This is a genomic window from Sphaerotilus uruguayifluvii (assembly GCF_013294065.1).
Lineage (GTDB): Bacteria > Pseudomonadota > Gammaproteobacteria > Burkholderiales > Burkholderiaceae_C > Sphaerotilus > Sphaerotilus uruguayifluvii.
On record NZ_JABSNM010000002.1, the window covers coordinates 111,847 to 135,375 of the forward strand.

Sequence of the window (23,529 nt, forward strand, 5' to 3'; positions counted from 1 at the left end):
TTCTTTCCCGTTCATCTTTGCTGGAGGAGACCCGCATGATCCGAACACGTCCCCTGTCCCGTCGTGCCGTCGGTACCCGCACCCTGGCGCTGGCCGTGGGCGGCCTGGCCGCGGCCCTGGCGCCGGCGGGCGCAGCGCTGGCGCAGAAGGCCGCGGCCTGGCCCGACAAGCCGATCCGCATCGTCGTGCCCTATCCGCCGGGCGGCTCCTCCGACATCATCGCCCGCGCCATCGCGCAGCCGCTGTCGCAGGCGCTGGGCCAGACGGTGGTCGTCGACAACCGCGCCGGCGCCAACGGCAACACCGGCGCCGACGCGGTGGCCAAGGCCACGGATGGCCACACGCTGCTGCTGTGCGATGTCGGCGCGCTGGCGATCTCGCCCTCGGTCTACCCGAAGCTGCCCTTCGACCCGAGCCGCGACCTGCGTGGCGTCGGCATGCTGGCCTATTCGCCGCACCTGCTGGTGGTGCATCCGTCGGTGCCGGCGAACAACCTGGCCGAGCTGGTGGCGCTGTCCAAGCGCGAGAAGCTGAACTTCGCGGTCACCGCGATCGGCAGCGCACCGCACCTGGCCGGCGTCGCGGTCGAGAAGGCCACCGGCGCGCAGTGGAACTACATCCCGTACAAGGGCGGCTCGCAGGCGATCAGCGACACCCTCGCCGGCCAGACGCAGATCCTGATGAACGGCATGCTGGCGACGCTGCCGCAGGTGCAGTCGGGCAAGCTCAAGGTGCTGGGCGTGTCCAGGGCCAGCCGGGTGCCGCTGCTCGCGCAGGTGCCCACCATCGCCGAGCAGGGCGTCAAGGGCTTCGAGTCCGGCACCTGGCAGGGCGTGATGATGCCCGCCGCCACGCCGCCGGCGGTGGTGCAGAAGCTCTCGGCCGAGCTGACCCGCATCATCCGCTCGCCCGAGGTGCGCGAGCGTCTGGTCGCGCAGGGCGCCGAGGTGCGCACGATGGCGCCGGCCGAGCTGGGCAGCTTCTTCGAGCAGGAACGCCGGCGCTGGGCCCAGGTGGTCGCGCAGGGCGGGGTGAAGCCCGAATGACGGCGCCCGGGCAGGAGAGCCGCCCCCGGCTGCTGCAGGCCGGCCCGCTGCTGCCGGCGCTGGAGCAGGCGCTGGCCGAGCGCTACGCGGTGCAGCGCCTGAGCGACCAGGCCGATCCGTCGGCCTTCCTGGCCGCGCACGGCACCGACTTCGTGGGCTATGTCACCTCGGCGGTCATGGGGCTGGACGCGGCGCGGCTGGCGCAGCTGCCGCGCCTGCAGGTGGTGTCGAGCTTCGGCGTCGGGCTGGACCGCATCGATCTGGCGGCGGCGGCCGCGCGCGGGGTGCAGGTCGGCCACACGCCGGGCGTGCTCGACGACTGCGTGGCCGACCACGCCTTCGCGCTGCTGCTCGACACGATGCGCCGGCTCAGCGCGGCCGACCGCTTCGTGCGGCGCGGCGACTGGCCGGCCAGGCCCTTCGGGCTGTCGCGGCGGGTCAGCGGCGCCCGGCTGGGGCTGGTCGGCTTCGGGCGCATCGGCCAGACCATCGCGCGGCGCGCGAGCGGCTTCGACATGGCGGTGCGCTACCACAGCCGCCGTCCGGTCGAGGGCGCGGCCTGGCCGCACGAGCCCTCACTGCACGCGCTGGCCGCCTGGGCCGACGTGCTGGTGGTGATCACCGCCGGCGGCGCGGCCACCCGGCACCTGATCGACCGCGCGGTGCTCGACGCGCTCGGGCCCGAGGGCTTCCTGGTGAACGTCGCGCGCGGCAGCGTGGTCGACGAGGCGGCGCTGGTCGAGGCGCTGCAGGCCGGACGCATCGCCGGCGCGGGGCTGGACGTGTTCGCCGACGAGCCGCGCGTGCCCGAGACGCTGCGCGGGCTCGACAACGTCGTGCTGACCCCGCACGTCGCCAGCGCCACCCGCGAGACCCGCCAGGCGATGGGCCAGCGGGTGATCGACAACCTCGAGGGCTTCTTCCGCGACGGGCGGGTGCGCTTCGCCGCGACCTGAAGCCGTCAGCGCACCGCACCGGTGGTGTTGACGTGCAGCGCGTAGAGCGAATGGCTCGCGGCCATGAACAGCCGGTTGCCCTTCGCGCCGCCGAAGCACAGGTTGGCGCAGCGCTCGGGCAGGTGGATGTGGCCGATCGGGCGACCCTCGGGCGAAAAGACGCGCACGCCGTCGAGCCCGTACGGATCGGCGCCCGGCGCGCCGTTGCTGCCGAAGCCGCACCAGAGGTGGCCCGCCACGTCGACCGCCATGCCGTCGAGCGCGCCGGGGCCGTCGGCATCGACGATCAGGCGCTTGTTCGACAGCCGGCCGTCGCCGGCATGGTCCCAGGCCCAGAGGCGGCGGTGCGGCGCGGCGCGGCTCTCGATGACATAGAGCACCGACTCGTCCGGCGAGAAGGCCAGGCCGTTCGGTCCGGCCAGGTCGTCGATCACGCAGTCGAGGCGGCCCGCAGCGTCGATCCGGTAGACGCCGTGAGGGCGCTCCGGCGCGGCCGGCTCGCCCTCCCAGTGGCCGCCGATGCCGAAGTCCGGGTCGGTGAACCAGACCGCGCCGTCGCGCCGGCAGCCGGTGATGTCGTTGGGCGAGTTCAGCCGCGCGCCGTCGAAGCGATCGGCCAGCACGGTGATGCGGCCGTCGTGCTCGGTGCGGGTGACGCGGCGCGTCAGGTGCTCGCAGCTCAGCAGCCGCCCCTGCGCATCGCGGGCGTGACCGTTGGCGTGGTTCGAGGGCTGGCGGAACACGCTGACCTGGCCCGAGCAGTCGTCCCAGCGCAGGATGCGGTCGTTCGGGATGTCGGAGAGCAGCAGGAAGCGGCCGTCGCCGAACCAGACCGGCCCCTCGGCCCAGCGCAGGCCGCCGGCCAGGCGCTCGACCGAGGCGCTGAACAGCCGCAGCTTCAGGAAGTCGGGATGCAGCACCTCGACCGCCGGATCGGGGCAGCGCAGCGCCAGGGGACCGAGGCGGTCGATCGGCTCGGGAACCGGCATCTCAGGCCTCCTCGAAGAAGGGGCCGGTGCGCACGAAGGCGCCGCCCTGATGGATCACGGCCGGATCCTCGCGGTCGAGCACCGGCTGGCGGGCCTCGACCTCGGCGCGGAAGACCTCGGACGAATCCTGCGGCCGGTAGCCGAGGTGGCGCGCCGGGGTGTTGTCCCACCAGGCGGTCGCGTTGTCGCTCAGGCCGTAGACGATGCTGTGGCCGACCACCGGCGCGGTGAGCGCGGCCATGAACAGCCGCTCGGTGTCGTCGAAGCTCATCCAGGTGGCGAGCATGCGCCGGTCCTTCGGCGCGGCGAAGGCCGAGCCGATGCGCACGCTGACCGTCTCGAGCCCGAAGCGGTCCCAGTAGAGCTGGGCCAGATCCTCGCCGAAGGCCTTGGACAGGCCGTAGAAGCCGTCCGGCCGGGCCGGGTCGCGCGGGCTGATGACCTGGTCCTGGCGGTAGAAGCCGGTGACATGGTTGGAGCTGGCGAAGACGATGCGGCGCACGCCGTGCCGGCGCGCCGCCTCGTACAGGTTCACCGCGCCGTGGATGTTGGCCGCGGCGATGCGCTCCCAGCTCTGCTCGGTCGAGACGCCGCCGAGGTGCACGACCGCATCGACGCCCTCGAGCAGCGCGAGCACCGCCGCGCGGTCGGCCAGGTCGGCGACGACCGCCTCCTCGCCGTCGGCGGCCGGCGCCATCGGCTCGCGGTCGCTCAGGCGCAGCCGGTCGCAGCAGGCCTTCAGGCGCGGGCGCATCTCGCGGCCGAGGTGACCGGCCGCGCCGGTCAGCAGGATCCGGCCGAAGCGGATCGGGGAAACGGAAGAACTCAGCATCGGAGGCATTCCTGGGACGGGGGAGGTCACTTGAAGAGGCCGGGCAGCCACAGCGAGAAGGCCGGCACGTAGGTCACGAACACCAGGCAGGCGCCGAGCGCGCCGTAGAACGGACCGATGGTGCGCATCACCTGGCCGACGGAAATGCCGCCGATGGCGCAGCCGACGAACTGCACCGAGCCCACCGGCGGGGTGTTCAGGCCAAGCGCGCAGTTGATCAGCATGATGATTCCGAACTGCACCGGGTCCATGCCGAACTGCATCGCGATCGGCAGGAAGATCGGCGTGCAGATCAGGATGGTCGCGGCCATGTCCAGGAAGGTGCCCAGGATGAACAGCAGCACGTTGATCATCAGGAAGATCACCCACGGCTCGCTCGAGACCATCTTCATCAGCTCGCCGGTCTTCTGCGGCACCTCGTAGAGCGCCATGAAGTAGCCGAAGGCGTTGGAGATGCCGATCAGCAGCAGCACGACGCCGGTGGTCTTGCAGGCCTTGGCGCAGGCCTTCAGGAAGTTCTTCCAGGACAGCGTGCGGTAGACCAGCGTCGTGATCAGCAGCGCCCAGGCCACCGCGATCGAGGCCGACTCGGTCGCGGTGAAGGCGCCCGACAGGATGCCGCCGAGAATGATGACCACCACCAGCAGCCCCGGCACCGAGGCCGCGAAGGCCGCCAGCACCGCCGGCCAGCCGCCGAAGCCGCCCGGGCGCACCGGGTAGCCGCGCCTGACCGCCACCCAGTAGGCGGCGGCGAGGTTGCACAGCGTCAGGATGATCGCCGGCACCAGCCCGGCCAGCATCAGGCTCAGCACGCTGACCGAGGCGATGCCGGCGGTCGACAGCGTGTAGATGATCATGTTGTGCGAGGTCGGCATGATCGCGCCGACCAGCGCCGCATGGGTGGTGACGTTGACGGCGTAGTCGGCGTCGTAGCCGTCCTTCTTCATCAGCGGGATCATCACCGAGCCGATCGCCGACACGTCCGCCAGCGGCGAGCCGGCCACGCCGCCGAAGATGGTGCAGCCCAGCACGTTGCTCATGCCCAGGCCGCCGCGCACATGGCCGACCAGGCTGTTGGCGAAGCGCACGATGCGCTCGGCGATGCCGCCGTAGAGCATCAGCTCGCCGGCGAAGACGAAGAAGGGAATGGCCAGGAAGCTGAACACCTGCATGCCGCCGACCATCTTCTGGAAGACGACGGCCACCGGCAGGCCCGCGGCCACGATGGTGGCCACCGAGGACAGCCCGATGGCGAAGGCCACCGGCACGCCCAGCAGCAGCAGCAGCGTGAAGCTCACGCACAGCACGGTCAGTTCCATGACGGCACCACTTCCTCGCCGCGCAGATTGGCGACGATGTGTTCGATCGAGAACAGCACGATCAGCACGCCGGCGATGATCACCGGCACATAGTCGATGCCGTCCGGGACCGGCAGCATCGGCTTCTTCTCGGTCCACTTGGCCAGCGCCCACCGCCAGCCGCCCTGCACCATCAGCACGCCGAACAGGCCGACGAGCGCATGGATCAGCAGCTCGATGCGGCGCTGCCAGACCTCGGGCAGCAGCGCCACCATCGATTCGAGCCCGATGTGGCCGGCGTCGCGCACGCCCACCGCCAGGCCGAACGCGGTCACGAAGAGCACCAGCAGCATCGACAGCGCCTCGGCCCAGGTCGGCGTGTCGTTGAAGATGTAGCGGCCGATCACCTGGTACTGCACGCACAGCACCACGGCGATCAGGCCGACCACCGCCAGCATCAGGCTGAGCCGGGACAGCCCGGCGCAGAACTTGGTGTACATGGTCCTGCGCCTCGCCTTACTTGCCGTCCTGCACCGACTTGACCAGGCGCTTGAGGTCCGGCGTGGTCATGAACCTGTCGTAGACCGGGCCCATCACCGCCTGGAAGGACTTCTTGTCGACCTCGATGATCTCGGCGCCGCCCGCCTTGACCGCGGCCAGCGACTTCGCCTCCTGCTCGTCCCACTTCCTGCGCTGGAACGCGACCGACTCCTTCGCGGCGGCGCGCACCAGATCCTGGTCGGCCTTGGGCAGCTTGTCCCAGACGAGCTTCGACATCAGCAGCATCTCGGGCGCCATCGAGTGCTCGGTCTTCGAGTAGTACCTGGCCGACTCGAAGTGCTTGACGCTCTCGTAGGACGGAACGTTGTTCTCGGCCGCGTCGATCAGGCCGGTCTTCAGGCCGGTGTAGACCTCGCCGAAGGGCATCGGCGTGGCGTTGCCCCCCATCGCGCCGACCAGCGCCACCCACAGGTCCGACTGCTGCACGCGCACCTTCATGCCCTTGACGTCGGCGACCGTGCGGATCGGCTTCTTGGCGTAGAGCGAGCGGGCGCCCGAGTCGTAGAAGGCCAGGCCGATGAAGCCCTGCTCCTCGCAGGACTTCAGGATCTCCTCGCCGACCGCGCCGTCGAGCGTGCGGCGCATGTGGTCGATGGAGCCGAACAGGAAGGGCATCGTCGGCACCATGGTCTTGGCGCAGATCGCGTTCATCGGGCTGATGTTGACGCGGGCCATCTCCAGCGCGCCGATCTTGAGCTGGTCGATCGTCTCCTTCTCGGTGCCGAGCGCCCCCTTGTTGAAGACCTTGATCTTGTGACGGCCGCCGCTGCGCTGCTCGAGCAGCTGGCCCATGTGGCGCACCGCGGCGACCGTGGGGTAGTCGTCGGAGTTGTGGATGTCGGCCGAGCGGAAGTCGAGCGCCTGGGCCAGCGTGGCGGCGCTGCCGAGCACGGCAGCGGCAAGAAGGGAATGCAGCCTGGACATGATCTTGTCTCCTCAGATCGCGGTGGATTGGTCAGATGTCGTACCAGTGATTAAACGTTTAACCGAAACGCCGGTCAAGACGAGTCCACGCAGGGTATTCACCAGGGTGATCCAGACACATCTGGCACAAGTAAACGTTTATCCCACTGGATAGAATCGACCCTGACCATGAAGACACCTTCCCCAGAAGATCCCATCTCGTCGGCGCCTGCGGACCCGCACGCACGCCGCAGGGCCGCGACGATCCGCGATGTCGCCCAGGCCGCCGGCGTGTCGACCGCGACGGTGTCGAAGTTCCTCAACGGCGGCCAGCGCTTCACCCGCGAGGTCGAGGAACGGGTCGCGCAGGCGGTGCGCGAGCTGGGCTACAGCTCCAACCCGATGGCGCGCGGCATGATCACCGGCCGCACCGGCAACATCGGCATCGTCGTGCTGGACGTGCGCAATCCGCACTTCACCAGCCTGATCCGCGGCGCCTCGCGGCCGGCGGCCGAGGCCGGGCTGAACCTGCTCTTCGCCGACATCGCCGAGGGGCTGGCGCCGGAGCTGCCGACGCTGCAGGCGCTGAGCCGGCGCGTCGACGGACTGATCGTCAGCGCGCGGCTCTCGGACGCGTCGCTGGACTGGCTGACGGCCTGCGGCGTGCCGGTGGTGTTCTATGGCGGCCCGCCCTCGGCGCGGGCCTGCTTCAGCGTCGGCATCGACAACCGCGCCGCCGCGGCGATGCTCGGGCGCCACCTGCGCGAGCTCGGCCACCGGCACGTCGGCTACGTCGGCTTCGGCGGCGCGCGCTGGAGCGGCGACCGCTGGCTCGGCCTGTGCCAGGCCTTCGAGGGCAGCACGGCGCGCCTGAGCCGCCACGACGTGCAGGCCGCCACCGCCGACGAGGGCGAGCGCGTGGCCTCGGAAGTGCTGCTGCGCGACGATCCGCCCGATGCGGTCGTCGCCTACAACGACCTGATCGCGCTGGGCCTGCTCGGCCAGGCCCAGGCGCTCGGGCTGTCGGTGCCGGCCGACGTGTCGATCGCCGGCTTCGACAACATCGTCTACGGCGGCTACATGCGCCCGGGGCTGACCACCGTCGACACCGGCAGCGAGCTGACCGGCGAGGTGGCGATGCGCCAGCTGATCGAGCGGGTGCGCGGCGAGACCGCGCTGCAGCCCGGCCACGAGGTCATCGCCGCGCGGGTGGTGGCACGCGGCTCGACGGCCGCACGCCGCCCTGTTGTACGATGACTGCGAAGACTGCCGACTGTCCTGCTGACGACGAGCCCTGCCCCATGACCCTGATTCCTCCCGCCGGCCGCCGCCGTCCCCGCTCCCTGGCCCTCGAGCTGGTCGAGTCGATCGGCGACCGCATCCGTGACGGCCGGCTCGCGCCCGGCACCAAGCTGCCGACCGAGGCGGCGATCATGACCGAGTTCGACGTCAGCCGCACCGTGGTGCGCGAGGCGATCTCGCGGCTGCAGGCCTCCGGGCTGGTCGAGACGCGCCACGGCATCGGCACCTTCGTGCTCGGCCTGGGCGAGCCCTCGGGCTTCCGGATCGCACCGGAGCAGGTCGCGACGCTGCGCGACGTCATCGCGATGCTGGAGCTGCGCATCGGCGTCGAGACCGAGGCCGCCGCGCTGGCGGCGCAGCGCCGCAGCGAGGCCGACCTGCAGGCGATGCGCGCGGCGCTGACCGAGGTCGCGGCCGCGGTCGAGGCCGGACGCGATGCGGTCGAGGCCGATTTCCAGTTCCATCTGGCGATCGCGCGCGCGACCGGCAACCACCATTTCGCCGAGCTGATCGGCACGCTCGGGCGCACCATTATTCCGCGCTCGCGCCTGGATGCCGACAGCACGCCCGAGCAGGAACAGGAGCGCCGCAGCTACCTGCGCCGGGTCAACGCCGAGCACGACAGCATCTGCGACGCGATCGCCGCGGGCGATCCGGAAGGCGCGCGCGCGGCGATGCGCACCCACCTGGCCAACAGCCGCGAGCGCCGCCGGCGCATGGGCGGCGACCGCTGACGCCGCGCCGATCTCGCGCAGGCCCCGCTCATCCCGTCAGCTTCGTGAAGGTTTCACTGAAGTAGATCAAGGATCGGGGGTGGCATCGGCAGGACCATGCGCCCGTTCGTCAATGGTCAATGAACGGAGCGCCCCGATGAGCACCACCACCTTCTTCATTCCCAGCGTCAACCTGATGGGCCGCGGCTGCCTGGCCGAGGCGGTCAGGGCGATCGCCGCGCAGGGCTGGCGCCGCGCGCTGATCGTCACCGACGCGCCGCTGGTGCGCACCGGCCTGGTCGGCCGCGTCGCCGAGCAGCTCGGGCAGGCGGGCGTCTCCTCGGTCGTCTTCGACCAGGTCAAGCCCAATCCGAACGTCGCCAACGTCGAGGCGGGCCTGGCGCTGCTGCGCGAGGCCGCCTGCGACGGCGTGATCTCGCTGGGCGGCGGCTCGCCGCACGACTGCGCCAAGGCCATCGCGCTGGTGGCGGCCAACGGCGGCGCGATCACCGACTACGAAGGCGTCGACCGCTCGGCGCGGCCGCAGCTGCCGCTGGTGGCGATCAACACCACCGCCGGCACCGCCAGCGAGATGACGCGCTTCTGCATCATCACCGACGACCGCCGCCACGTGAAGATGGCCATCGTCGACAAGCATGTGACGCCGCTGCTGTCGGTCAACGATCCGGAAATGATGGCCGGCATGCCCGCGGCGCTGACCGCCGCCACCGGCATGGACGCGCTGACCCACGCGGTCGAGGCCTATGTCTCGACCGCCGCCACGCCGATCACCGATGCCTGCGCGCTGCAGGCGGTGCGGCTGGTCGGCCAGCACCTGCGCCGCGCGGTCGCGCAGGGCGACGACCTCGAGGCCCGCGAGCGGATGGCCTACGCGCAGTTCCTCGCCGGCATGGCCTTCAACAACGCCTCGCTGGGCTATGTGCACGCGATGGCGCACCAGCTCGGCGGCTTCTACGACCTGCCCCACGGCGTGTGCAACGCCATCCTGCTGCCGCATGTGCAGGCCTTCAACGCCGGCGTCGCGGCGCGCCGGCTCGGCGAGATCGGCCAGGCGCTCGGCGCCGACATCGCCGGCCTGGACGACGCGGCGGCGGCCGCGCGTGCGCTGCAGGCGATCCGCGACCTGGCGCGCGACGTCGGCATCCCGGCCGGCACCGCCGGCCTCGGGGCGAAGGAGGACGACATCCCGGTGCTGGCCGCCAACGCGATGAAGGACGCCTGCGGCCTGACCAACCCGGTGCAGCCGACCTTCGACGAGGTCTGCGCGATCTACCGCGCGGCGCTCTGAGCGTCGGACGACGCGGGCTCGGGCCGCAGCTGGTCGAAGGCGGCGGCCAGCGCCTCGAGCGGCTGCTCGGGCAAGGCGGCCGCGGCCAGCGGATCGTCGCCGGCGCGCCAGCGTGCCTCGGCCTGCGGATCGGCGCGCGCGATCATCAGCGCGTGATTGAGCTCGTGCAGCCCCCAGGCCAGCCCGGCATCGCGCAGCGCCGACTGCATCGCGTTCTGCACCAGCGCGCGCACCTCCTGGTGCATCCGGCTCTGCGGCACGTCGAAACGCCGCCCCGCCGCCGCGTCGACGCAGGCGCGCACGTCGTGCGAGGCATGGCCCCGGCAGGCCAGCGGCCGCACCGGATAGATCACGCAGACGCCCTGCGCGATGAAGGGGCAGCGCTGGCGCAGGCCGACCCGCGCGGCCTCGCCCAGGCCGCGGGTCAGCGCGTCGGCCGCGGCGACCTGGCCCCACAGGTCGATGCCGCGCTCGAGCAGGCGCGGCGCCACCGCGTCCAGGAAGCGCGCGACCAGCCAGACCTCCGGCGCGCTGGCCGCGACCCGCAGCGTGCAGCAGGTCGCGCAGCCGCGCCCGCAGGCCAGCGGCGGCTCCTCGTCGTGGCGCAGCGCGACATTGCCCTCGAAGCAGTCGAAGGCGCGCGCCAGCACGGCCTGCGTCAGCGTGGCCTGCCCGGCATGGCGGCGCAGCGTCTCCGCGCAGGCCGACTGCAGCTCATGGAAGAAGGCCCGCAGGCCCTGGCGGGCCGCCTCGTCGGCCGTGATCGTCTCGGACATGGCATCGGGCGGCGCGGGCCGCATCAGGTCGGGATGCGGCAGGCTAGTCGCGCCGGCCGCCGCGGGACTTGAGCAGGATCAGTCCCCGCGCCCGAAGACGGGCTGCAGACCCGCCTGCGCGACCGCCTCGACCAGACAGGCGCGCAGCCAGCGGTGCATCGCGTCGTCCTGGTGGCGCTGATGCCAGACCATGTACATCGCCAGCGCGGGCACCGGCGGCGGGCCGGCCAGCGGCAGCGGCGCGTCCGCCAGGCCGCGCAGCACGCCGTGACGCAGCCGCCCCGGCGCGGTCGCCAGCCGCGTGCTGCCCGCCAGCAGCGCCGCCAGGCCGCCGAACGCCGGCACGACCGCGACGATGCGCCGGCGCAGTCCGCGCGCGAGCAGCCGCTCGTCGATGTCGATCGTGCGCCGCAGGCCCTCGTGCTGCACGGTCACATGCTCGGCGGCGAGATAGTCGGCCTCGTCGCGCGGCGCCTCGCGGCAGGACGGGTCGAAGAAGACGCGGTAGGTGTCGTCGAAGAGGCGGCGCTGCACGATGTCGCCGGCCTCGGGCGGCCGCGGGGTCAGCACCAGCTGGCAGGCCTCGTCGCGCAGCAGCTCCGGCGTCGGCGCGCCGGCCGGAATCACGCGCAGCAGCACGCCGGGCGCCTCGCGGCGCAGCCGCTCCAGCAGCGGCGGCAGCAGCAGGTCGCGCTGCAGGTCGTTGGCGGCGATCGTCAGCGTCATCTGCAGCTGCGCCGGATCGAAGCCGGCGGCGCTGCCGAAGTCGCGCAGCGCGCCGATCAGCCGGCGCGCCCGCACCACCAGCACGTCGGCCCGGGCCGTCGCCACGATGCCGCGCCCCGAGCGCACGAACAGCGCCTCGCCGGTGATCGCGCGCAGCCGCTCCACCGCATGGCTCACCGCCGACTGCGTCAGCCCCAGCCGCTGCGCCGCCCGCGTGAGCGAGCCCTCCTCGTGCACCGCCACCAGCACCTGCAGCAGCCGGCCGTCGAGGTCCATCGGGCCCGGTCCCGCCCCTGATTCATCGATTTCGTTCATGTCAGGCATGAGTATCCATCGGTTTATCGATGCTATCGGGCTCCGGATACTTCATCCCACACCCCCCCCGGACGGAGACTTCCCGATGACGATGCCCGACATCTTCGGCACCACGCTGTTCGACGGCCGCATGGCCCGCCGCGGCTATGCGCTCAACCGCATGTGCTACTCGTTCAACGCGGCCGAGAACCGCGCCGCCTTCGTGCAGGACGAGGACGGCTACTGCGCCCGTTACGGCCTGAACGCCGAGCAGCGCGAGGCCATCCGCCGGCGCAACGTGCTCGCGCTGATCGCCGCCGGCGGCAACGTCTACTACCTGGCCAAGTTCGCCGGCATCTTCGGGCTGGACGTGCAGGACCTGGGCGCGCAGCAGACCGGCCTGAGCAAGGACGAGTTCAAGGCCCGGCTGCTGGCCGCTGCCGGCTGACGCGCCGCGCGCCGGACTCGACGCCCTCCCGACCTCCCCAGACCTTCAGCTCACCAGGATTTCCCCATGGCCCAGATCATCGGCGGCATCAACACCTCGCACGTCCCGGCCATCGGCCGCGCCATCCACCGCGGCCTGCAGGACGACCCGTACTGGAAGCCCTTCTTCGACGGCTACCGCCCGGTCCACCACTGGCTGGCCGAGGCCCGCCCGGACGTGGTGGTGGTCTTCTACAACGACCACGGCCTGAACTTCTTCCTCGACAAGATGCCGACCTTCGCGATCGGCACCGCCCCGAGCTACAGCAATGCCGACGAGGGCTGGGGCATCCCGCAGGTGCCCGCCTTCAGCGGCGATCAGGACCTGTCCTGGCACCTGGTCGAGTCGCTGACCGAGGCCGAGTTCGACCTGACCACCTGCCAGGAGATGGTGGTCGATCACGCCTTCACGCTGCCGATGGCGCTGCTGTGGCCCGACCAGACCTGGCCGGTCAAGGTGGTGCCGATCTGCATCAACACCGTGCAGTTCCCGCTGCCGACGGCCGCGCGCTGCTGGAAGCTGGGTCAGGCGGTGGGCCGGGCGATCCGGTCCTGGGAATCCGATGTCCGTGTCATGGTGCTGGGCACCGGCGGCCTGTCGCACCAGCTCGACGGCGAGCGCGCCGGCTTCATCAACAAGGAATTCGACCTGCAGTTCATGGACAGCCTGGTGAAGGACCCGACCTGGTCGACGCGCTTCAGCATCCACGAGCTGGTCGAGAAGGCCGGCACCCAGGGCCTCGAGCTGCTGATGTGGCTGGCCACCCGCGGCGCGCTGGGCGAGTCGGTGCGCGAGCTGCACCGCAACTACCACATCCCGATCTCGAACACCGCCTCGGGCCTGATGCTGCTGGAGCCGAGCCCCTGAACCCGCGGCGTGGCGGTATGCTTGCGGCCCCATGAACGAACTCGAACGTCCATCCCCCGCTCCGCGCCGCCGCCGCGCCCCCAAGACGCCGGCCGTCGCGGTGGTCGCCGAGCCCGGTCGCACCAACGACCCCGAGGCCACGATGGCCGACATCCTCGATGTCGCCACCCGCGAGTTCGCCGACAAGGGCCTGGCCGGCGCGCGCATCGACGAGATCGCCGCCGCCACGCGCACCAGCAAGCGGATGATCTACTACTACTTCGGCAGCAAGGAAGGCCTGTACGTGGCCGTGCTGGAGGAGGCCTACCGGCGCATCCGCCACATCGAGACCGACCTGCATCTCGAGGACCTCGACCCGGAGACCGCGCTGCGCCGCCTGGTGGCCTTCACCTGCGACTACCAGCGCCAGAACCCGGACTTCATCCGCCTGGTCATGAACGAGAACATGCACCGCGGCGAGTTCCTCGAGCAGTCGAAGCAGATCCAGCAGCTCAACGTGCCGGCGATCAACCTGCTGCGCACCGTCTACGAGCGGGGCGTGCGCGAAGGCGTCTTCCGCTGCGGCCTCGACCCGATCGACCTGCACATGTCGATCTCGGCGCTGTCGGTCTTCAACGTCTCCAACCGCCACACCTTCTCGCTCATCTTCAAGCACGACTTCGACGACCCGGCCACCATCGAGCACCGCCGCGACAGCATCGTCGAGATGATCGTGCGCTTCGTGCGGGCCTGAGGACATTCCCGCAAACCTAGGGTTCTCACTAGGTCAGGAAAACTAACCAGTTCGTACATTACAACTCCTCGGCGACGGCAATCTCGGTCCGTGCGCCACGGCATGACACGAGGAGAACGTGGTGAACAAGATTCTGGGCACCTTCAGCCGGGTGGTTGAAGGGGTGATGGCGCTGCTGCTGGCGGTGATGGTGGTGCTGGTGTTCGGCAACGTGGTGCTGCGCTACGCGTTCAACTCGGGCATCACGATCAGCGAGGAGCTCTCGCGCTGGCTCTTCGTGTGGATGACCTTCCTGGGCGCGATCGTGGCGCTGCGCGAGAACGGCCATCTGGGCACGGACATGCTGGTGGCGCGGCTGGGCCGCAAGGGCAAGCTGGCCTGCCTGGTGGTGGCGCAGGTGGCGATGCTGTACGTCACCTGGCTGCTGCTGACCGGCGCCTGGGCCCAGGTGGAGATCAACCGCGAGGTCGAGGCGCCGGTCAGCGGCCTGTCGGTGGGCTGGTTCTACCTGTCGGGCGTGGTGTTCGCGGTGTGCTCGGGCCTGATCCTGCTGGGGCAGTTCTGGCGCACGGTCACCGGCCAGGTGACGGATGCGGAGCTGGTGCTGGTGCAGGAGTCGGAGGACCTCGCGCAGGTCGAGGCGCTGCATGTGGGCGACACGCCCCCGCTGGGGCAGGGCCCCAACTCGATGGCCTTCAAGAAGTGAGCGCCCCAGCCGCCCTTCCTTCCCGCGACAACCGAACCGACACGAGACAACCATGACCGTCTTCATCTTCCTGGGCTCGCTGCTGGGGGCGATGGCCCTGGGCATCCCCATCGCCTACTCGCTGCTCGTCTCCGGCGTGGCCCTGATGTGGCAGCAGGGCCTCTTCGACGCCCAGATCCTGGCTCAGAACACCATCAACGGCGCCGACAGCTTCCCCCTGCTGGCCGTGCCCTTCTTCATGCTCGCCGGCGAGATCATGAACGTCGGCGGCCTGTCGCGGCGCATCGTCAAGCTGGCCATGTCGCTGGTGGGCCATGTGCGCGGCGGCCTGGGCTATGTCGCCATCCTGGCCGCGGTCATGATGGCCGCCCTCTCCGGCTCGGCCGTGGCCGACACCGCCGCCCTCTCGGCCCTGCTGCTGCCCATGATGGCCGCCGCCGGCCATGACAAGGCCCGCGCCGGCGGCCTGCTCGCCTCCGCCGGCATCATCGCCCCCATCATCCCGCCCTCCATCGGCTTCGTCGTCTTCGGCGTCGCCGCCAACGTCTCCATCGGCAAGCTCTTCCTCGCCGGCATCGTCCCCGGCCTCCTGATGGGCGTGGCCATCGCCATCACCTGGTGGTGGTGCGCCCGCAACGAGAACGTCACCCCCCCGAAGAAGGCCACCACCGCCGAGCGCATGCACGCCCTGCGCGAGTCCACCTGGGCCATGGTCCTGCCCGTCATCGTGGTCGTCGGCCTCAAGTTCGGCGTCTTCACCCCCACCGAGGCCGCCGTCGTCGCCGCCGTCTACGCCCTCTTCGTCTCCACCGTCATCTACGGCGAGATGGGCTGGAAGGAAACCCGGGAAGTCTTCGTCGCCGCCGCCAAGACCACCTCGGTCGTCATGTTCCTCGTCGCCGCCGCCATGGTCTCCGCCTGGCTCATCACGGTCGCCGACATCCCCGGCCAGATGACCAGCATGCTCAAGCCCTTCATGGGCAACCAGACCCTGCTGCTCGTCGCCATCATGCTGCTCGTCATGGCCGTCGGCACCGCCATGGACATGACCCCCACCATCCTCATCATGACCCCGGTCCTCATGCCCGTCGTCAAGGCCGCCGGCATCGATCCGGTCTACTTCGGCGTCCTCTTCATCATGAACAACGCCATCGGCCTCATCACCCCCCCGGTCGGCACCGTCCTCAACGTCGTCGCCGGCGTCGGCAAGATGAAGATGGACGACGTCACCCGCGGCGTCGTCCCCTTCATGATCGCCCAGTTCGCCGTCATGTTCCTGCTCGTCGCCTTCCCCTCCCTCGTCACCGGCCCCGCCAAGTGGCTCGCCCACTGACCCCAGGCTGACGGCCCCACGTCCGACGCGACGCGATCCCTTTCCGAACCGCGGCCCGGCCATCAGGAGACAACGGGCCGTCTCTCTCCCGCCCCACCACTTCGAGGAAACGCCATGAAACGCCTGATGATCAAGACCCTGGTCGCCGCCGCCGCACTCGCCGTTGCCGGTATCGCCGCAGCCCAGGAAAAGACCTTCAAGCTCGCGCTGCAGAACCCCAAGGGTCACCCGCTGGTCACCGGCGCGGAGAAGTTCGCCGAGCTGGTCGCCGCGAAGTCGGGCGGCCGCCTGAAGGTCAACCTCTTCCCCGGCGGCACGCTGGGCGGCGACGCGCAGGCCGTCTCGGCCTCGCAGGGCGGCACCATCGAGATGGTGATGCTGAACTCGGGCATCCTGGCCTCACAGGTCAAGGACTTCGAGGTCTACGACTTCCCCTTCATGTTCGCCAACGGCCGTGAAGCCGACGCGGTGGTCGACGGCCCCTTCGGCCAGAAGCTGCACGCCAAGCTGGCCGAGAAGAACCTGATCGGTCTGGCCTACTTCGAGCTGGGCTTCCGCAACATCACCAACAGCAAGAAGGCGATCGTCAACGTCGAGGACATCGCCGGCCTGAAGCTGCGCGTGATCCCGAACGCGATCAACGTCGACTGGGTCAAGACCCTGGGCGCCAACCCGACGCCGATGGCCTTCCCCGAGGTCTACGCCGGTCTGGAGCAGAAGGCCATCGACGGCCAGGAGAATCCGCTGAGCGTGATCCTGGCCAACAAGTTCTACGAGGTGCAGAAGCACCTGGCGCTGACCAACCACCAGTACAACCCGCAGTCGCTGATCATCAGCAAGAAGGTGTGGGACGGCCTGTCGGAAGCCGACCACAAGGTGCTGCAGGACGCTGCCAGCGAGGCCAGCAAGTTCCAGCGCAAGGTCGCACGCGACGCCTACGCCACGACGCTGGACGCGCTGAAGAAGGCCGGCATGCAGGTCACCGAGCTGTCGGCGGCCGAGCACGCCGAGCTGCGCACCAAGCTCAAGCCGGTCATCGACAAGCACGGCGCCCCGATCGCCGCCACCGTCGCCGAGCTGCAGGCCGAGCTGGCCAAGGTCCGCGCGGCCAAGTGAGCGCCGTTCCCAGCGAGATCGAAAGGCCGAGGCTTCCCATGACGACGACCCCGAACCGCAAGGTGCTGCTTGGCCTGATCGGCTCCGGTATCCAGCGCTCGCTGACCCCGGCGATGCAGGAGCAGGAAGCCGCCCACCACGGCATGCGCCTGCACTATCAGCTGATCGATCTCGATCTCTCGGGCGGCAGCGCCGAGGACCTGCCGCTGCTGCTCAAGGCCGCGCGCATGATGGGCTACGCGGGCCTGAACATCACCTATCCGTGCAAGCAGGCGGTCATCCCGCACCTCGACGAGCTCTCCGACGAGGCGCGCGCGATGGGGGCGGTCAACACCGTGGTGATCCGCGACGGCCGCCTGATCGGCCACAACACCGACGGCTCCGGCTGGGCGCGCGGCTTCACCCGCGCGCTGCCGGACGCCGACCTGCGCTGCGCGGTGCTGCTGGGTGCCGGCGGCGCCGGCGCCGCGATCGCGCACGCGGCGCTGCGCCTGGGCGTCCAGTCGCTGCGCATCCTCGACGTCGACCCGGCCCGCGCCCAGGCGCTGGCCGCCGAGCTCAACCGGCTGTATGACGGCGAGCGCGCCTCCGGCTGGACCGACGTGGCCGCGGCGCTGGACGGCGCCACCGGCCTGATCCACGCCACGCCCACCGGCATGGACAAGCTGCCCGGCCTGCCGCTGCCGGCCGAGCTGGTGCGAGCGGACCTGTGGGTCTCCGAGGTCGTCTACTTCCCTCTGGAAACAGCGCTGCTCAGGCTCGCGCGCGAGCGCGGCTGCCGCATCAGCGACGGCGGCGGCATGGCCGTCGGCCAGGCGGTCGGGGCCTTCGAGCTGTTCACCGGCGTCACGCCGGACGCCGGCCGCATCGAGCAGCATTTCCGCGCGCTGGTCAGCCAGCGTCAGAACTGAACAGGAATCCTCCATGACCCTCGACCGCGAAGACATCGGCGAACTGCCCAACCCGCTGGGGCTGCTGGGCATCGAATTCATCGAGTACACGACGAGCCGGCCGCAGGCGCTGGGCCAGGTGCTGGAGCGGCTGGGCTTCGTGCCGGTGGCGCGGCACCGCTCGCGCGAGGTGCTGCTGTACCGCCAGGGCGACATCAACATCATCGTCAACGCCCACCAGGGCGGGCTGTCGGGGCAGCCGGCGCCCACCGAGCGGCCGGTGATCGCGGCGGTGGCGCTGCGGGTGCGCGACGCGGCGCGGGCCTACCAGCGGGTGCTGGATCTGGGCGCGTGGGCGGTGCCGACGCAGGTCGAGGTGATGGAGCTCAACATCCCGGCGATCCACGGCGTGGGCTCGAGCCGGATCTACTTCGTCGACCGGCACCGCGAGTTCTCGATCTACGACGTGGACTTCGTGCCGATCCCGGGGGTGAACCAGCGCCCGGCGGCGCAGCACGGGCTGCATGTGTTCGGCGTGGTGCAGTACATCGGGCTGGACCGCATGGCCGACTGGAGCGCGTTCTACGGCGAGCTCTTCGGCTTCGCGGAGCTGCCGACCGAGCAGCGCTTCGGGGTGATGACCAAGGGCGCGATCCTGGCGAGTCCGTGCGGGCAGTTCCACTGGCAGCTGATCGAGCCGGAGCCGGACGCGGCCGACTTCGAGCACGACGAGCTGCTGCAGCGGGTGGCCTTCGGCTGCACGGACGTGCCGGTGGCGGTGGCGGCGATGAAGGACGCGGGCGTGGCCTTCGTCGAGAAGCCGGGCGGCGTGCACACCGACGCGCGCGGCGCGCTGACCGAGCCGCTGCTGGGCGAGCTGGTGTTCGAGCTGGTGCACGACCCGCGCGGCGGGGCGGAGGCATGACGATGGACACGACGCGCATCGCCCGCAACGTCGCCGACTTCGGCATGGACACCATCACGCTGGCCGGGCCGCTGGAGGCCAAGCTGCGCGCGGTGCGCGAGGCCGGCTTCACGCAGATCATGCTGGCCGCGCGCGACCTCGTCGGCCACCCCGACGGGGTCGACGCCGCCGTGCAGGCGGTGCGCGACAGCGGCCTGCGCGTCACCGGCTTCCAGGTGCTGCGCGACTTCGAGGGCCTCTCCGACCACCTGCACGGCTACAAGATCGACATCGCCAAGCAGATGATCCTGATGGCGCGCCAGCTCGGCGCCAAGGTGCTGCTGGCCTGCTCGTCGACCTCGGTGCACGCCAGCGCCGACCCCCAGCGCATCGCCGCCGACCTGCGCAAGCTCGCCATGCTGGCCCTGCCCCACGGCATCCGCGTCGCCTTCGAGGCGCTGTCCTGGGGCCGCCACATCAACGAGTACCCCCAGGCCTGGGAAGTCGTCGAGATGGCCGACTGCCCCAATCTGGGCGTCGGCATCGACTCGTACCACATCTTCGCCACCGACACCGCGCTCGACCGCCTGCAGGAGATCGACCCGGCCAAGATCTACCTGGTGCAGCTCTCCGACTTCATGTGGCAGCAGACCCGCTCGGTGCAGGAGCGCATCGACACCGCGCGCCACTTCCGGGTCTTCCCCGGCGAGGGCGTGCACTCCGGCGCGCTCACCGAGCTGGTCCTGAAGCTCGACGCCATGGGCTACCGCGGCGACTACAGCTTCGAGGTCTTCAACGACGACTACCAGCAGCTGCCGCTGCCCTATGTCGCCCGCCGCGCCCGGGACTCGGCGGTGTGGCTGGCCGAGGGCGTGCTGCGCCGGTCCGTGCCCCTGCCCGGAACCATGCGGCTGCGCCCGCGCGTGCAGGGATAATCCCGCCCGCCTCCACAGACGGAAGAACACGACATGAAGAAGATCCTCGTCCTGAACGGCCCGAACCTGAACCTGCTGGGCACCCGCGAGCCGCAGATCTACGGCGCCGACACGCTGGCCGACGTCGAGCGCGGCCTGGTCGAGCAGGGCGCCCGCCAGGGCGCCGAAGTCAGCTGCTTCCAGAGCAACCACGAAGGCGCGCTGATCGACCGCATCCACGCCGCGCGCCTGGACGGCACGCACTGGATCATCATCAACCCGGGCGGCCTGACCCACACCAGCGTGGCGCTGCGCGACGCGCTGGCCGGCGTGGCCATCCCGGTGGTGGAGGTGCACATCAGCAACATCCACAAGCGCGAGGAGTTCCGCCACCACTCCTTCATCACCGCGATCGCCGAGGGCATGATCTGCGGCCTGGGCGTGAAGGGCTACAAGGCGGCGCTGAACTGGATCCTCGAGCGCGGCTGAGCGGCGGCGGCCTGCAGCGCCCCGCACGGATCGCCCATGAAAAAAGGCCGCCGGTCGCAGGACCGGCGGCCAATCCTTTTCCAGGAAGCAACGATTCAGAAGTTCAGGCGTTCAGCTGCTGCTCGAGCTGATGCAGCACCTGATAGCACGGCAGCACCTGGGCCAGGCTGCTGTTGGGCTGACGGCCTTCGCGGATGGCGGCGAAGAACTCGCGATCCTGCAGCTCGATGCCGTTCATAGACACGTCGACCTTCGACACGTCGATCTTCTCTTCCTTGCCGTTGACCAGATCGTCGTAGCGGGCGATGTAGGTGCCGGTGTCGCCGATGTAGCGGAAGAAGGTGCCCAGCGGGCCGTCGTTGTTGAACGACAGGCTCAGCGTGCAGATCGCGCCGTTGGCGGCCTTGAGCTGGATGCTCATGTCCATCGCGATGCCCAGCGTCGGGTGGATCGGACCCTGCACGGCGTTGGCCTTCACGATCGGCGAGCCGCACTGGTAGGCGAACAGGTCTACCGTGTGCGCGGCGTGGTGCCACAGCAGGTGGTCGGTCCACGAGCGCGGCTGGCCCAGCGCGTTCATGTTGGTGCGGCGGAAGAAGTACGTCTGCACATCCATCTGCTGGATGTTGAACTCGCCTGCCGCGATCTTCTTGTGCACCCACTGGTGGCTGGGGTTGAAGCGGCGGGTGTGGCCGCACATCGCCACCAGGCCGCTCTTCTCGGCCAGCGCCACGGCTTCCTCGCCGTCGGCCAGCACGTCGCACAGCGGGATCTCGACCTGCACATGCTTGCCGGCCTTCAGGCAGGCCAGCGTCTGGCTGGCGTGCATCTGCGTCGGGGTGCACAGGATGACCGCGTCGACCTCGGGCATCGCCAGGCTGTCGGCCAGATCGGTCGTGACGTGCTTGATGCCGTACTTGTCGGCGACTTCACGGGTCTTTTCCAGATCGCGGCTGATCAGCGAGACGACCTCGACGCCGTCGATGTTCCGGATGCCGTCCAGGTGCTTGATGCCGAAGGCGCCAGCGCCGGCCAGCGCCACCTTGATGGTCTTGCTCATGGGGAAACGTCCTGTTCTGTGAAGGGCACGAGCGCGAGGCTCAGCCCTGGTTCTCGAGAATGGCGTGGCCGACGGCGGTGTTGCTCGCCGGCACATGGTAGAAGCGGTGCGCCAGACGCGGCTTCGGGCCGACCGGGGCGCCTTCCGGCGCGCCGAAGGCCGGCACGTCGGCCATCGCGCCGCGCGCGATCAGCCACATCACCAGCTCGATGCCCTCGCTGCCGGCCTCGCGCACGTAGTCGATGTGCGGCGTGGCGGCGGCGGCCTCGGGGTCATCGATCATCCTGTCGAGCCAGGCGTTGTCCCACTCGCGGTTGATCAGGCCGGCGCGCGCGCCTTGCAGCTGGTGGCTCATGCCGCCGGTGCCCCAGATCTGCACGTTCAGGTCCTGGTCGAAGCTCTCGACCGCCTTGCGGATCGCGCGGCCGAGGTTGTAGCAGCGACGGCCCGACGGCACCGGGTACTGCACCACGTTGACCGCGAAGGGGATCACCGGGCAGGGCCAGGCGTCGGGCTGGCCGCACATCAGGCTCAGCGGCACGGTCAGGCCGTGGTCGACGTCCATCTTGTTGACGATGGTCAGGTCGAAGTCGTCCTGGATCACCGACTGCGCGATGTGCGAGGCCAGCTCCGGGTGGCCGACGACCTTGGGCACCGGGCGCGGGCCCCAGCCCTCGTCGGCCGGATTGAACTCGGCGGCGGTGCCGATCGCGAAGGTCGGGATCAGGTCCAGGCTGAACGCGGTCGCGTGGTCGTTGTAGACCAGGAAGATCACGTCCGGCTTGTTGTCCTTCATCCACTGCTTGCTGGGCTCGAAGCCCTTGAACAGCGGCTGCCAGTACGGCTCGTGGGTCTTGCCCAGGTCGATCGCGGCGCCGATGGCCGGCACGTGCGAGGTGTAGACGGAGGCGGTGATGCGGGCCATGGGTCAGGCTTCCTTCTTCGGGTGGGACTTGCCCTGAGGCTGGTTGTGCGCCTGCGCGTCGCCGTTCTCGCCGATGTAGCGGTTGCCTTCGGCCGAGCGGCCGCCCGACAGCATCATCTGCATGTATTCCTCCTGTGTCATGCCGGTCATCGTGGCGGCCATGTACTGGAAGCTCTTGCCGTCGGTGGCGCCGATCTTGGCCAGGAAGTAGATGTTGCCGCCGGTGCGCATGCACCAGTTGAGGTCGCGTGCCAGCACGGCCTGCTTCTGCTCTTCCGTCATCGCCCACTCGTCGAGGTAGGCGCGCTCGTCGGCCTTGAAGCGCTCGCGGTTCTCGGCCTTCATCAGGCTCATGCAGAACTGGTTGAGCCAGTAGCCGCGGCGCGACTGCTCGGCGTCGAAGATGATGGTGCCGGGAATGTCCTTGTAGGGCTTGTCGAGTGCCATGCTCAGGCTCCTTGGGTTTCCTCGGGCCAGTACAGCCGCATCGGGTTGTCGACCAGCAGCTTCTGCTGCAGCTCGGGCGTCGGCGCGATGTGCGGGATGAAGTCGACCAGCAGGCCGTCGTCGGGCATGTGGTCCTTCAGGTTCGGGTGCGGCCAGTCGGTGCCCCACAGCACGCGGTCCGGGAACTCCTCGACCACGCGGCGCGCGAAGGGCACGACGTCCTGGTAGGCGGCCTGCTCGCCGCCCAAAGCCTTCGGGCCGGTGACCGACAGACGCTCCGGGCAGCTCACCTTGCTCCAGACGTTCGGGTGCTCGCGCATGAACTTCAGGAACAGCTCGAACTCGGGGCCGTCGATGGGCTTGGAGACATCCGGGCGGCCCATGTGGTCGACGACCACGGTGGTGGGCAGCGCGGTGAAGAAGTCCCAGAGTTCCGGCAGGTCGACCGCCTCGAAGTAGATGACGACATGCCAGCCCAGCCGGGCGATGCGCTCGGCGATCTCCAGCAGCTCGTCCTTCGGCGTGAAGTCGACCAGGCGCTTGACGAAGTTGAAGCGCACGCCGCGCACGCCGGCGGCGTGCAGGGCCTGCAGCTCCTCGTCGGTCACCGAACGCTTGACGGTGGCCACGCCGCGCGCCTTGCCGCCCGAGGAGAGGCAGGCATCGACCATGGCGCGGTTGTCGGCGCCGTGGCAGGTGGCCTGCACGATCACGTTGCGGGCGAAGCCGAGGTGGTCGCGCAGCGCATAGAGCTCGTGCTTGGACGCGTCGCAGGGCGTGTACTTGCGCTCCGGCGCGTACGGGAACTCGGCGCCGGGGCCGAAGACGTGGCAGTGCGCGTCGACCGCGCCGGCCGGCAGCCGGAACTTGGGCGTGCTCGGGCTGGTGTACCAGTCCAGCCAGCCGGCGGTCTTCGTGAAGTCACCCGTGGTGGGCTTGCTCATGGGAATCAG

At 70.1% G+C, this 23,529-nt stretch carries 26 protein-coding genes; 15 read left to right on the plus strand and 11 right to left on the minus strand.

The features are described 5' to 3' along the window. Positions 1-35 precede the first annotated feature (35 nt). Complete coding sequence (locus HNQ01_RS02825) at positions 36-1,046, plus strand: Bug family tripartite tricarboxylate transporter substrate binding protein (RefSeq protein WP_173803820.1); 1,011 nt, start codon at positions 36-38, stop codon at positions 1,044-1,046. After that, a complete protein-coding gene (locus tag HNQ01_RS02830; RefSeq protein ID WP_173803821.1) occupies positions 1,043-2,002 on the plus strand; it encodes a 2-hydroxyacid dehydrogenase in 960 nt (319 codons plus the stop codon). Before HNQ01_RS02825 ends, HNQ01_RS02830 begins: the two co-directional genes overlap by 4 nt. A gap of 5 nt (positions 2,003-2,007) precedes the next feature. Here the strand turns inward: HNQ01_RS02830 and HNQ01_RS02835 are convergent, their stop codons facing one another. The 5 genes from HNQ01_RS02835 to HNQ01_RS02855 are packed head-to-tail and all read right to left on the minus strand — an operon-like array spanning position 2,008 to position 6,606. Next, on the minus strand, positions 2,008-2,991 hold the full coding sequence (locus tag HNQ01_RS02835) for an SMP-30/gluconolactonase/LRE family protein (RefSeq protein WP_173803822.1): 984 nt from the start codon (positions 2,989-2,991) through the stop codon (positions 2,008-2,010). A 1-nt stretch (position 2,992) separates the two neighbouring features. Next, the gene (locus tag HNQ01_RS02840; protein WP_173803823.1) at positions 2,993-3,823 is read right to left on the minus strand and encodes an NAD-dependent epimerase/dehydratase family protein; all 831 of its coding nucleotides are present in this window, start codon (positions 3,821-3,823) and stop codon (positions 2,993-2,995) included. Positions 3,824-3,849: 26 nt separating this feature from the next. Continuing rightward, entirely contained in the window at positions 3,850-5,142 is a 1,293-nt protein-coding gene (locus HNQ01_RS02845) for a TRAP transporter large permease (RefSeq protein WP_173803824.1), read from the minus strand. Further along, positions 5,133-5,621 carry a TRAP transporter small permease gene (locus HNQ01_RS02850; RefSeq protein ID WP_173803825.1) on the minus strand — a complete coding sequence of 163 codons (489 nt, stop codon included), beginning with the start codon at positions 5,619-5,621 and terminating at the stop codon, positions 5,133-5,135. The genes HNQ01_RS02845 and HNQ01_RS02850 overlap by 10 nt, the downstream gene beginning before the upstream one ends. A 16-nt stretch (positions 5,622-5,637) precedes the next feature. Beyond that, positions 5,638-6,606: a TRAP transporter substrate-binding protein gene (locus HNQ01_RS02855; protein ID WP_173803826.1), complete on the minus strand. Its 969-nt coding sequence runs from the start codon at positions 6,604-6,606 to the stop codon at positions 5,638-5,640. 168 nt (positions 6,607-6,774) lie between these two features. Between HNQ01_RS02855 and HNQ01_RS02860 the strand changes: the two genes are divergently transcribed. The 3 genes from HNQ01_RS02860 to yiaY all read left to right on the plus strand — a co-directional run bounded on the left by HNQ01_RS02860 (position 6,775) and on the right by yiaY (position 9,909). Continuing rightward, positions 6,775-7,842 carry a LacI family DNA-binding transcriptional regulator gene (locus HNQ01_RS02860; RefSeq protein WP_173803827.1) on the plus strand — a complete coding sequence of 356 codons (1,068 nt, stop codon included), beginning with the start codon at positions 6,775-6,777 and terminating at the stop codon, positions 7,840-7,842. Between the two features lie 44 nt (positions 7,843-7,886). After that, complete coding sequence (locus HNQ01_RS02865; protein WP_173803828.1) at positions 7,887-8,621, plus strand: FadR/GntR family transcriptional regulator; 735 nt, start codon at positions 7,887-7,889, stop codon at positions 8,619-8,621. A 136-nt stretch (positions 8,622-8,757) separates the two neighbouring features. Beyond that, positions 8,758-9,909 carry an L-threonine dehydrogenase gene (gene yiaY / locus HNQ01_RS02870; RefSeq protein WP_173803829.1) on the plus strand — a complete coding sequence of 384 codons (1,152 nt, stop codon included), beginning with the start codon at positions 8,758-8,760 and terminating at the stop codon, positions 9,907-9,909. Here the strand turns inward: yiaY and HNQ01_RS02875 are convergent. Both HNQ01_RS02875 and HNQ01_RS02880 read right to left on the minus strand, forming a co-directional pair. Then, entirely contained in the window at positions 9,891-10,685 is a 795-nt protein-coding gene (locus tag HNQ01_RS02875; protein WP_173803830.1) for a YkgJ family cysteine cluster protein, read from the minus strand. The genes yiaY and HNQ01_RS02875 overlap by 19 nt on opposite strands. Before the next feature lie 78 nt (positions 10,686-10,763). Further along, the gene (locus HNQ01_RS02880) at positions 10,764-11,687 is read right to left on the minus strand and encodes a LysR family transcriptional regulator (protein WP_173803831.1); all 924 of its coding nucleotides are present in this window, start codon (positions 11,685-11,687) and stop codon (positions 10,764-10,766) included. 124 nt (positions 11,688-11,811) lie between these two features. Between HNQ01_RS02880 and HNQ01_RS02885 the strand changes: the two genes are divergently transcribed. From HNQ01_RS02885 to aroQ, 10 genes are all read left to right on the plus strand, one after another. Continuing rightward, positions 11,812-12,153 carry a protocatechuate 4,5-dioxygenase subunit alpha gene (locus HNQ01_RS02885; RefSeq protein ID WP_173803832.1) on the plus strand — a complete coding sequence of 114 codons (342 nt, stop codon included), beginning with the start codon at positions 11,812-11,814 and terminating at the stop codon, positions 12,151-12,153. A gap of 66 nt (positions 12,154-12,219) precedes the next feature. Next, the gene (locus HNQ01_RS02890) at positions 12,220-13,059 is read left to right on the plus strand and encodes a class III extradiol dioxygenase family protein (protein ID WP_173803833.1); all 840 of its coding nucleotides are present in this window, start codon (positions 12,220-12,222) and stop codon (positions 13,057-13,059) included. Between the two features lie 31 nt (positions 13,060-13,090). Further along, positions 13,091-13,792, plus strand: a complete 702-nt coding sequence (locus tag HNQ01_RS02895) for a TetR/AcrR family transcriptional regulator (protein WP_173803834.1) — start codon at positions 13,091-13,093, stop codon at positions 13,790-13,792. A 121-nt stretch (positions 13,793-13,913) separates the two neighbouring features. Then, entirely contained in the window at positions 13,914-14,498 is a 585-nt protein-coding gene (locus HNQ01_RS02900; protein WP_434801478.1) for a TRAP transporter small permease, read from the plus strand. A gap of 52 nt (positions 14,499-14,550) precedes the next feature. Further along, the gene (locus HNQ01_RS02905; protein WP_173803835.1) at positions 14,551-15,831 is read left to right on the plus strand and encodes a TRAP transporter large permease subunit; all 1,281 of its coding nucleotides are present in this window, start codon (positions 14,551-14,553) and stop codon (positions 15,829-15,831) included. 114 nt (positions 15,832-15,945) lie between these two features. Beyond that, a complete protein-coding gene (locus HNQ01_RS02910) occupies positions 15,946-16,947 on the plus strand; it encodes a TRAP transporter substrate-binding protein (protein ID WP_173803836.1) in 1,002 nt (333 codons plus the stop codon). A gap of 38 nt (positions 16,948-16,985) precedes the next feature. Further along, a complete protein-coding gene (locus HNQ01_RS02915) occupies positions 16,986-17,858 on the plus strand; it encodes a shikimate dehydrogenase (RefSeq protein WP_173803837.1) in 873 nt (290 codons plus the stop codon). Positions 17,859-17,871: 13 nt separating this feature from the next. Further along, positions 17,872-18,762: a VOC family protein gene (locus HNQ01_RS02920; RefSeq protein WP_173803838.1), complete on the plus strand. Its 891-nt coding sequence runs from the start codon at positions 17,872-17,874 to the stop codon at positions 18,760-18,762. A gap of 2 nt (positions 18,763-18,764) precedes the next feature. Continuing rightward, positions 18,765-19,676 (plus strand): sugar phosphate isomerase/epimerase family protein, encoded by a 912-nt coding sequence (locus HNQ01_RS02925; RefSeq protein WP_173803839.1) that lies wholly within the window; start codon positions 18,765-18,767, stop codon positions 19,674-19,676. 33 nt (positions 19,677-19,709) lie between these two features. Further along, complete coding sequence (gene aroQ / locus HNQ01_RS02930; RefSeq protein WP_173803840.1) at positions 19,710-20,144, plus strand: type II 3-dehydroquinate dehydratase; 435 nt, start codon at positions 19,710-19,712, stop codon at positions 20,142-20,144. Positions 20,145-20,247: 103 nt separating this feature from the next. On the opposite strand, the gene HNQ01_RS02935 is transcribed toward aroQ, so the two are convergent. From HNQ01_RS02935 to HNQ01_RS02950, 4 genes are read right to left on the minus strand one after another with little or no spacing between them, the layout of a single operon-like run. Then, the gene (locus HNQ01_RS02935; RefSeq protein WP_173803841.1) at positions 20,248-21,204 is read right to left on the minus strand and encodes a Gfo/Idh/MocA family oxidoreductase; all 957 of its coding nucleotides are present in this window, start codon (positions 21,202-21,204) and stop codon (positions 20,248-20,250) included. A gap of 40 nt (positions 21,205-21,244) precedes the next feature. Continuing rightward, positions 21,245-22,129, minus strand: a complete 885-nt coding sequence (locus HNQ01_RS02940) for a class III extradiol dioxygenase subunit beta (protein ID WP_173803842.1) — start codon at positions 22,127-22,129, stop codon at positions 21,245-21,247. A gap of 3 nt (positions 22,130-22,132) precedes the next feature. Further along, positions 22,133-22,576: a protocatechuate 4,5-dioxygenase subunit alpha gene (gene ligA / locus HNQ01_RS02945; RefSeq protein ID WP_173803843.1), complete on the minus strand. Its 444-nt coding sequence runs from the start codon at positions 22,574-22,576 to the stop codon at positions 22,133-22,135. A 2-nt stretch (positions 22,577-22,578) separates the two neighbouring features. After that, positions 22,579-23,520, minus strand: coding sequence for an amidohydrolase family protein (locus tag HNQ01_RS02950; RefSeq protein WP_173803844.1), 942 nt, complete (start codon positions 23,518-23,520; stop codon positions 22,579-22,581). Positions 23,521-23,529: the final 9 nt, after the last annotated feature.